The sequence below is a fragment of the Acinetobacter sp. CIP 64.7 genome (assembly GCF_000369745.1).
In the GTDB taxonomy this organism is placed as follows: domain Bacteria; phylum Pseudomonadota; class Gammaproteobacteria; order Pseudomonadales; family Moraxellaceae; genus Acinetobacter; species Acinetobacter fasciculus.
In genome coordinates this window covers 1-8,274 of record NZ_KB850191.1, presented here as the reverse complement: position 1 = coordinate 8,274, position 8,274 = coordinate 1, and the positions used below count along the sequence as shown (strand labels likewise).

Annotated in this window: 10 protein-coding genes; 4 read left to right on the top strand and 6 right to left on the bottom strand. The window is 34.9% G+C overall.

The genetic code is table 11. The features are described 5' to 3' along the window. Positions 1–589 precede the first annotated feature (589 nt). Positions 590–2,026 carry a MobQ family relaxase gene (gene mobQ, locus F890_RS17730; protein WP_005268844.1) on the bottom strand — a complete coding sequence of 479 codons (1,437 nt, stop codon included), beginning with the start codon at positions 2,024–2,026 and terminating at the stop codon, positions 590–592. A 209-nt stretch (positions 2,027–2,235) separates the two neighbouring features. Between mobQ and F890_RS17725 the strand changes: the two genes are divergently transcribed. Both F890_RS17725 and F890_RS19435 read left to right on the top strand, forming a co-directional pair. Next, entirely contained in the window at positions 2,236–2,502 is a 267-nt protein-coding gene (locus tag F890_RS17725; RefSeq protein ID WP_005268842.1) for a hypothetical protein, read from the top strand. Positions 2,503–2,541: 39 nt separating this feature from the next. Beyond that, a complete protein-coding gene (locus tag F890_RS19435) occupies positions 2,542–2,664 on the top strand; it encodes a YHYH domain-containing protein (protein ID WP_122365484.1) in 123 nt (40 codons plus the stop codon). Between the two features lie 122 nt (positions 2,665–2,786). Here the strand turns inward: F890_RS19435 and F890_RS17720 are convergent, their stop codons facing one another. Together F890_RS17720 and F890_RS17715 are read right to left on the bottom strand one after the other, a co-directional pair. Beyond that, positions 2,787–3,521 carry a YaaW family protein gene (locus F890_RS17720; protein ID WP_004758945.1) on the bottom strand — a complete coding sequence of 245 codons (735 nt, stop codon included), beginning with the start codon at positions 3,519–3,521 and terminating at the stop codon, positions 2,787–2,789. 15 nt (positions 3,522–3,536) lie between these two features. Beyond that, entirely contained in the window at positions 3,537–3,797 is a 261-nt protein-coding gene (locus F890_RS17715; protein ID WP_004758946.1) for a DUF4258 domain-containing protein, read from the bottom strand. Between the two features lie 147 nt (positions 3,798–3,944). Between F890_RS17715 and F890_RS17710 the strand changes: the two genes are divergently transcribed. Then, positions 3,945–6,092, top strand: a complete 2,148-nt coding sequence (locus F890_RS17710; protein WP_005268840.1) for a dynamin family protein — start codon at positions 3,945–3,947, stop codon at positions 6,090–6,092. A gap of 460 nt (positions 6,093–6,552) precedes the next feature. Here the strand turns inward: F890_RS17710 and F890_RS17705 are convergent, their stop codons facing one another. The 3 genes from F890_RS17705 to F890_RS17695 all read right to left on the bottom strand — a co-directional run bounded on the left by F890_RS17705 (position 6,553) and on the right by F890_RS17695 (position 7,626). Beyond that, a complete protein-coding gene (locus F890_RS17705; protein WP_000900860.1) occupies positions 6,553–6,870 on the bottom strand; it encodes a hypothetical protein in 318 nt (105 codons plus the stop codon). A 227-nt stretch (positions 6,871–7,097) separates the two neighbouring features. Beyond that, positions 7,098–7,391: a type II toxin-antitoxin system RelE family toxin gene (locus tag F890_RS17700; RefSeq protein ID WP_000221358.1), complete on the bottom strand. Its 294-nt coding sequence runs from the start codon at positions 7,389–7,391 to the stop codon at positions 7,098–7,100. Beyond that, complete coding sequence (locus F890_RS17695; RefSeq protein ID WP_000246755.1) at positions 7,381–7,626, bottom strand: type II toxin-antitoxin system RelB/DinJ family antitoxin; 246 nt, start codon at positions 7,624–7,626, stop codon at positions 7,381–7,383. The genes F890_RS17700 and F890_RS17695 overlap by 11 nt, the downstream gene beginning before the upstream one ends. Positions 7,627–7,784: 158 nt before the next feature. Here F890_RS17695 and F890_RS17690 point away from each other — a divergent pair, with 158 nt between their 5' ends. After that, a complete protein-coding gene (locus tag F890_RS17690) occupies positions 7,785–8,213 on the top strand; it encodes a hypothetical protein (protein WP_000877730.1) in 429 nt (142 codons plus the stop codon). Positions 8,214–8,274 lie beyond the last annotated feature (61 nt).

Below are 8,274 nucleotides of genomic sequence, written 5' to 3'. Positions count from 1 at the left end.
ACTAATTTATTGTTATTTGTCATGATATGAAGCTTATTAATTCATTTAACTAGGTTATATTCTATTTATTTTAAATAGTCAATAATTCAGCTATTCAAATACCCCTTAAACCTATCTTTATCACCCCTTAAACCTATCTTTATCACCCCTTAAACCTATCTTTATCACCCCTTAAACCTATCTTTATCACCTCTTAAACTATTGCAAATAAAGGCTTATAGCATCTCTAAAAGCATTTAAAAACTTAAAAAATAATTAAAAGCCCAGGCAAAGAAAAATTGCCCTTGGTTTTCGCTTCACTTCGTTCGCTCAAACTCTATTGAATCTCGCTTTCGCTCGATTCGTCGGGGCAATTTTTGGTTCATATTTTCGTGACTTTAAGAAAAAGCAAAAGCAAGATCAAAAGCAACTCGGAATTCGCTTCGCTCATCAGCTTTTTTTCTCGCTACGCTCGGTTTAGGAATCAAATTTGGAAAGTTCGCACCCATTCGGGATGCTCTGTAAAGCAGGTGATTGATGGATAGGGAGCTTGTAATCAGGGAAAGGGATAAGCAAATTTTTTCAGTTCGCTCGTAGACACTCGCTCTGTTTATCGACTCATGCCACGAGATTTCATTTTTGGCGCATGTTGCTTTGCTTTGAGCTGTTGTTCTTGTCTAAGTTTCATTTGTTGTTCTGCTTTGATCTCATCCACACAGGTTTTGATAGTCCGATAGTTTTTATATAAGTTTTGGTATTGCTCGGCTTTGGCTGGATGCTGCTTTTGGTACTGTTTCCAGGCATGTTCTTTGAATTTTTCGTTTTCCAATAAATCCTTCACACCATTTTTTTTCTGGTATTCATGTCTGCCTTTCAGTTGTTTATGTTCTTGGTAAATCGCATCACGTTGGGCTTCCCAGGCTTTTTTTCCAAACAGTAAGGGTTTGTTCTTGGTTAATTCGTTGTGTTGATCCACCAGGCTTTGCAATTTGTCATGACTTTGTTTGAGTCCGCTTTTCACGATGTCTTGGGCGAGCTGCTGACTAAACTCGTTTTTATGCTGTTGCATCTTACCCAAGGTGTTTTCTGCCTTTTTAAAAACATCCTGCATAAAATCCAGGTCTAGATTCGCCTCTTTTGCGCTGATTTCGCGTTTTAGCACTTTGCCAAGGGTTTCCCTCTGTTTTTCCTCAAACAGGGCTTTTTCGTCAATTGGTGGCGTTTTAGCACTATTTTCAATCTGAGTCTGCTGTTCTGTTTTCAATGCACTGAGTTTTATCTCGTTTTCAGCAATCAGCAGGTCCATATTTTTGCCGTATTGCAGCTGAGCCTGATTTCTTTCTTTGATTTCATCATTGGTTCGGCTGATTTCGGTTTCGATGCCTCTTCTACGTAGTTCGGTGACTTTCGGTCCTTCGTGCAGGGTGGCTTCAAGGCCATTCTCTTGGTCTTTGTAGCTACGGTGGTCGACCCGGGCGGTGGATCCGGCCAGATCCAGGTGCATATTGCAGATATCGGCAAAGTGTTCGCGCCAGTGCTCGATTTCTCCACTGTGTTTCTGATCGAGCTCCCGGGTTTTCTCTGTAAAACCTTCTGGCGTGAGTTTACGTGTGCTCATCAGGATATGGGCGTGATAATTGCGCTCATCACTGCCGGATCCGGTATGTGGTGCATGGATGCAGGCATCGACGGCTATTTGGTGTCTTTCCACGATGCTGGCACATAATTCTTCGAGCATGGCCAGACGTTGTTCCTGGTTTAATTCACTTGGAAAGGCAATTTCAAATTCCCGGGCCACTGTTGAGTTTTTTCTGGTTTCTCTTTGTTCGACTTCGTTCCAGAGTTTTTCTCGGTTTTTTAAATGTTCTGGTGCGCCTTCGGGTAAGTAAATCTCTTTGTATTCCACCCCGGTTTTTCGGCTGTAGTCATGTTCTCGGCCTTCACGTTCACAATAGATCTTTTCACCTGCCCGATAGGCAATCGCAGCAGTGGCGGATCGCCCTGCTGATCGTGCTACGGTTTTGACTGAAAAGTGGTAAATCGCCATGCTTGTTTTTCGCTTTTAAATTTTCACGTAGTGAAATACAACCGTGGATACGGTTGTTGGGGTATTGGGGGAACCCCAATCGGACTTGCAAACGAAGTTTGCATAAGTGCGCTCTTCGAGGAAAACATTACTATACATATAGCACCTTGAATGCAGATTCAAGTGCGCTTATGTTAGGGATGGTTTCCTAGGATGATGGTATTAGATGAATGAGTATTACTGAAACGCTAGACAGCAAAATTAAAGCTCAGGAAGAGAAGCTAAAGCAGTTAAAGGCTCAAAGACAGGCAGCAATGGCAAGAGAACGTGTTAAAGAGAAAGAACAGGCACGAAAGGACGATACCAGACGCAAGATTTTAATCGGTTCTTGCATGCTAAAAATCACCGAAGATGATGAACAGGCACGTGCGAAATTGATTGCGCAGATGGACAAGTATTTAACAGATGAACGGGATAGAAAGCTATTCAGTTTATAAGTTATAGTTTGATTTCTAGTCTAAATTAGAGTTCAAATAATGAAAAAAATTGCGGTTGTATTATTAATGACGCTAGTGACAGCTCAAGTATTTGCATCGAGTGGAAGAACAAATTCTCAAGGATGTCATAACTCACAAACAGAAGGATATCACTGTCATTAATCGGGGGTAAAAAGCCCTGATATGGGCTTTTTCTGAATTTCGTAGATGAGATTTTATGTTAAGTAAGTGATCAAAAGGCCCATTAGTAAGGCCTCTCGTAACGTATATTTCAATCTTAAAAATTAAATAGAATTGTCTTGTGAATGTTTTTTTCGTAATACTGCTATTTGTATTACAGCAGGTAGAGTTACTCGAAAAGCAGGTCCAGCTATATCAATTAAAGTCCAAGCTCCAGTAATAACCCAACCTACCGGACCTGTTAAGAGTGACATAGTTCTGGCTAAGGTAGCATTCGCAGCCAAAGTTAATCCCTTACCAAATAATGCTCGACTGATAGCATTAGCAATGATTAATGTTAATTGATAGGATTTGAACCCTCCTGCACGAAAAATAGCTTGAAAAACTCCCAGTAATGCTTCAGCAGAGTAATTTAGATCATTAATATCAAGCTCTTTTGCTAGTTCTTTTAAGTCCTCTTGTGACATTTTTTCTAGAGCATCATGGAGAATTTTTAATAATAAATTGTTTTCGATAAATTCTGTTTTTGCATCTTTGTTGTAATTTACCTTTAGTTTATCACAGACATCCATTAACACTTCACGATAGAAAACACCTTTTCCTCCCCGAAACATTGTTGCGAAACTATTTGCGCCAAAACATTGAAGTTCTGCGGCTATTAATTCCCAGTATTTACTATGATTCGGAAAATGTAACTTATACGGATCTGAATAGGTTAGTTCTTCAGTAAGTCTAGTTTCTCCATCTTTATCATGGGTTAGACAATATACTAGATCATCTAAATCAGTTGATTTAAGATGCCCTAAAAATTCAAGATCGAAATCAGTTCTATAAGCCATGTAATTTCCTCGTTCTTAATAAGCTTTATAGCTTTCATAGTCATAAGTTGTGATTACAGAACTATTATCTGTCACCACAACTACCCCACCCTTATCGATTAACTTTTTAGCTAAGGCTAGCTGTCTAGTTAGATGCTGAATTACTTTGTTTAAAAGTTTTCTATTAGTGACATAAGCATCGCCATCTATACTTCCATAATTCAAAGTGAATTCGATCATTTCTTTTGAAATTCCACGAGTATTCATGCGATTAATTGAATGATATGTATATTTCATAGTTAACCCTCGTTTTTATCTAGAGCCAGAATAAGTAAATTAAAAAAAATATGCAATACATGCATAATAAATAATTTTTACCCTAAAATATTGAATATTGTGTTTTTTTTGGGTATTCTTATTTTTTTAATAAATAAGACTTGAATTATGAATATTGATAATTTAGTAAATTTAAAAGAAATGAGAACTTTGGCTGAAATTTCACAAGCTGAAATGGCTAAAGCTTTAGATGTTTCACAAAGTCAAATTTCAAGATATGAAGAAGATCCTGAAGATGTTCCAATGAAAATTTTAAAAAAGTGGGCTGAAATATGTGGATTTTTAGAAGGTAAATTAGAACCAATTACAGTTGGACATCCTTATTTAGATATCCAAAATAAAAAAAAGATTATATATGAGCAATTAAACTATGCCCCAGTAATTACAGAATCTAGTTCTGGAGTTATTGAGACGCTGAATGTTGATAATCTTATTTCTAATCTTGATCAAATTTCTAGAAAACCTCGTTTAGGCGTTTTTGGCCACTTTGATATGGGAAAATCTAGATTATGTAATGTTTTACTAGGAGATAGTTGTTTACCAACAAGATATCAACCCACTACTAGTGTGGCATGTATCTTACGTCATATATCGGATAAACCATCTTGGCAAATAGAAGATGTATGGATGATGGATAAAGATTTTAATATTCATAAGATTAACGATGAAGGACATTGTAAAAGACATCGTGTTAAAGCAGGAAACTTAGCTTCATTAGAGAGCTATGTTACACACCAAGATGATGAAGACTTAGATAGCCATTATGCAGTGCTTTATATCGATGCTCCAATTCTCCTAGCATGTGATTTAGTGGATATGCCAGGTTATGAAAATGATGAAAATGATTCTAAAAGAACCGAATTGGCAACAACTTTTGTAGATATTGTTTTGTACCTTTCTACAGCTCAAGGCTTTCTAGGTAAAAATGACTTAGATTATATTGGTAGCTTAATAAATGTACTGCCGTCCTATGAAAGTGAAAAAATTAGATCTTTAGATAACTTATTTATTATAGCGACACGATCAGATATTATTGAAAATCAAAATGATATTTTTGATTTATTAAATAAAGCTGCTAAAAGAGCATTTAAACATCTTGAGTATAAATTTGAAGACAGAGGGGCTGAAGAAGAAGTTACAGAGGAGTATTTCCGCAGTCGTTTCTTTACTTTTTCAGCCGATAAGAAGTATTTACGTGCAGAATTTGAAAAGAATTTAGTCAATTTATTACAAGATCGCTTACCTTCTTTAGTCTCAGAAAAATTTAATACTTCCTTTCAAGAAAGTCTTGAAGCCCTTTCTCATAAATATAAAAATTTAACTGAAAATCTGGATAATATTCTTAATCAACATGAGCAGATGAAAATTCAATTGGAGTCCATGAAAGAAGATGAAAAAGTTGATTCAATAAATAGAAAAAAACACAAAGAGAAGATATTAAAAGATATCGAAATATACAAAAACGAATGTATTTCAGAGGTCAAAGTTGTCACAAAAAAGTATTTAACTATTGATTATATTGAAAGCATGATTAAATCCAGATATGAGGACAAAAAAGATGCTCAGCAATTAGCTGCAAGCTATTTATCAGACTTAATACAATTTTCTATTAATAAAAAAGTTAAAGAGAAATCTGTAGAATTATCAAAGCAAATTGATGACTTATTAAACGAATATGACAAAAAACAAGGATTTAGTAAGGATTTAAAATTGGATTTTGACTCTAAAACTATTTTTATGGGAGCTGTAGCAAGCTTAACAACGTTTGGAGCATTAGCCACATGGGCTAGTATTGTTGCTGCTGGCAGTAACTTAGGAGCCTATTTGCTTGTTCCAACAGTAGTAAGCTTTTTATCTAGTATAGGTGTTAGTGTAGGCGGAACTGCTGCAGCTGCTAGTATCGTTGCAGTTTTAGGTGGTCCAATTACAATTGGTATTGGAATCGCTGTAGTAATAGGGGGAATCTTCGCATGGTTAACAGGTTCTAGTTGGCAGAAAAAAATTGCTAAAAAGCTTGTTGATTTATTTGAAAAAGAGGATTTTGAAAATAAATTAATAAAAGGTATAAGTGTGTATTGGAATGATACCTCTAAGGCTTTCGAAAGTGCTGCAAATGAAACTGAAAAAAAATTTCAAGATGAAGTTTCTAATTTAGAAAATAGTCTTAATTGTCTAGATGATGCTACTTTAAAAGAGCACAAAGATTACTACACTGCTTTAAATTTCTTTTTAAAAAACTTAATAGCAAAATTCTGATTTATAAATAATAAAAAACCCCGGTATCCTGCCGGGGTTTTTTATTGTGCGATCTTTGGTAGGTGCTACTCTACCTCACAATCCTAGTGTTAGAACTTATCATTGTTGTTTTTTGCTCCGGAACATCCTGTTCCTGTATGAATCTATCGTAGGGATATTCTAGCTATCCTGATAGCCGCAAAGAACTGGAATTTGAGTAAGCCAAAGCGTACAAAGTGCCTGAAATTTATCCACAAGAAATGGGGATAATTTTGAACACTCACGCATTGATAAAATTTAAAAAATCGCAAAATCGACTACTTTTTAAACAAAATTATTGGCAAGAACTATCAAAACCGCTCATAAAAAAGCCGACTTGTTTCCAAGTCGGCTTTTCGGGTTTGCGTCCCCAATTTTTTATAACATAACTTTTTGAAATATAAAACTATTTTTATATGCGTTTCGTATAACGCCCATTATGTTAAATGGAATGTTTATGAGAAATTAATAGTCTATTTTTGTTTGAGATTGAAGTATATTTAAAAAAGTTAAGTTGTTTTTTTAAATGCATAACTTCATCTTTTAGTTTTTTGATTTGTTGCTCTCTTTCGTCCTGTATAGGGTAAGTAAGTTCACCAAATTTTCTAACTAACTGACTGTATTCAATCAATTTATTGTAGTCAAGTTCGAAATCTCCGCTTTTTATATATTTAAGTATAGTCGAGCGAGGTTTTTTATACGCTATAGCAGCATCACTGATCGAAAATTTTTTTAAAAAATGATGATTTTTACCTAGCATACTATTTCACTTAAGGCATTATTAATTTCGTATATATATGTTAATAAAATTAACACATACAAGATATAAATCTTTAATCATTATTGGTTAATAATCGAACGTTTACTTTACACATGCCCTACTCTGATAATTTTTCTATTATTAAATCAATATGCTTTTAAAAATTTATATTATTAACATAATACACCTTATACGAAGCCAAAAATGGGAGCTATAAGCTCCCATTTTTAGTCTTTAATTCGCTTTTTCGCTTCGTCATAAACTATGCTATCAGCTCGTTTTCCGACGGTAATGAGCAGGATAACTACCTGATCATCTTTAACTTGATAGACAAGTCGGACACCAGCTTTTAATAATTTGATTTTATAGCAACCTGCAAGATCGCCTCTAAGCATATTCTTTGGAATATGTGGCTGCTCTATGACTTTGGCTAGTTTCTTTTTAAATTGATCTCGTATAGCAACAGGGAGTTTTTCCCATTCTGCTGTAAAGTCCTTGTGACGTAAAAGCTTATAAGTCATCTAATGTGACTTCCTCAAACATCTCTTTAGGATCATTAATGCGCTTACGGACAAGAGCTAATAATTCTTCATCTTCTTCCGAAAGCAAAGCTTTTTTGACAGGCAGTTTCCCAGTCGTAGCAACATACTCAAGAATACTAGTGAAGAAATCCGTAGGTGCAATACCTTGCTCTTTAAGGATTGAATAAGATTTTTCTTTAAGGGCTTCATCGATCCTGAAGTTAACAGTAGCCATCATATTTCCCAAGTATTTAATGTACTAGGAACAGTGTAATGCAAATTGCATTACAAGTCGACTTTGCATAACAGCCATTATGTTAAATAGAATCAAAAAACCTCCAATAAAATCGTTATAGTATTATTGTTTATTGAGTAGATAAGAGAATTAAATTAGTGAAATACTCAAATGAAAAAATAGTAAAAGCTCTCTTACTTTCTCCTTTACCACTACTTTTTTTCACAGCAGTCCTGTTTATCGTAATGAATCAGGAATACAGCCTATACTCGATTTTAGTGGTTCTTGTAGGGCACGGTCTTGTCTACTTGGCTTATTGTATTTTGACTGTACCTTTCAGCTTCATATTCTCAATTCTTTTAAATCGTTATAACAGTCTTAATTTATTAACTATCTGTATTGCCTCTATAATTATTGCTACTCCATTTTTTATTCTTTTTGGATGGAGTCACACAGGAGAAATTTCGAAAGAGTGGTGGAAGATGTATACAGATACATGGACTATCTTTATGGCTCTATTTCCTGGCTTATGTTATTGGCTATTTCTGATTAACCTAAAAGATAAGAAATCAAAGAATATTGAATAAACCATTGCATAGAGATTCTTAAATTTCCCTAAAATTAACATAATACACCTTATACGAAATG

What these genes read in the sequence shown, in the direction of transcription:
- mobQ (WP_005268844.1), bottom strand. Translation starts at nt 2,026, where the DNA reads ATGGCGATTTACCACTTTTCAGTCAAAACCGTAGCACGATCAGCAGGG.
- F890_RS17725 (WP_005268842.1), top strand. Translation starts at nt 2,236, where the DNA reads ATGAGTATTACTGAAACGCTAGACAGCAAAATTAAAGCTCAGGAAGAG.
- F890_RS19435 (WP_122365484.1), top strand. Translation starts at nt 2,542, where the DNA reads ATGAAAAAAATTGCGGTTGTATTATTAATGACGCTAGTGACAGCTCAA.
- F890_RS17720 (WP_004758945.1), bottom strand. Translation starts at nt 3,521, where the DNA reads ATGGCTTATAGAACTGATTTCGATCTTGAATTTTTAGGGCATCTTAAA.
- F890_RS17715 (WP_004758946.1), bottom strand. Translation starts at nt 3,797, where the DNA reads ATGAAATATACATATCATTCAATTAATCGCATGAATACTCGTGGAATT.
- F890_RS17710 (WP_005268840.1), top strand. Translation starts at nt 3,945, where the DNA reads ATGAATATTGATAATTTAGTAAATTTAAAAGAAATGAGAACTTTGGCT.
- F890_RS17705 (WP_000900860.1), bottom strand. Translation starts at nt 6,870, where the DNA reads ATGCTAGGTAAAAATCATCATTTTTTAAAAAAATTTTCGATCAGTGAT.
- F890_RS17700 (WP_000221358.1), bottom strand. Translation starts at nt 7,391, where the DNA reads ATGACTTATAAGCTTTTACGTCACAAGGACTTTACAGCAGAATGGGAA.
- F890_RS17695 (WP_000246755.1), bottom strand. Translation starts at nt 7,626, where the DNA reads ATGGCTACTGTTAACTTCAGGATCGATGAAGCCCTTAAAGAAAAATCT.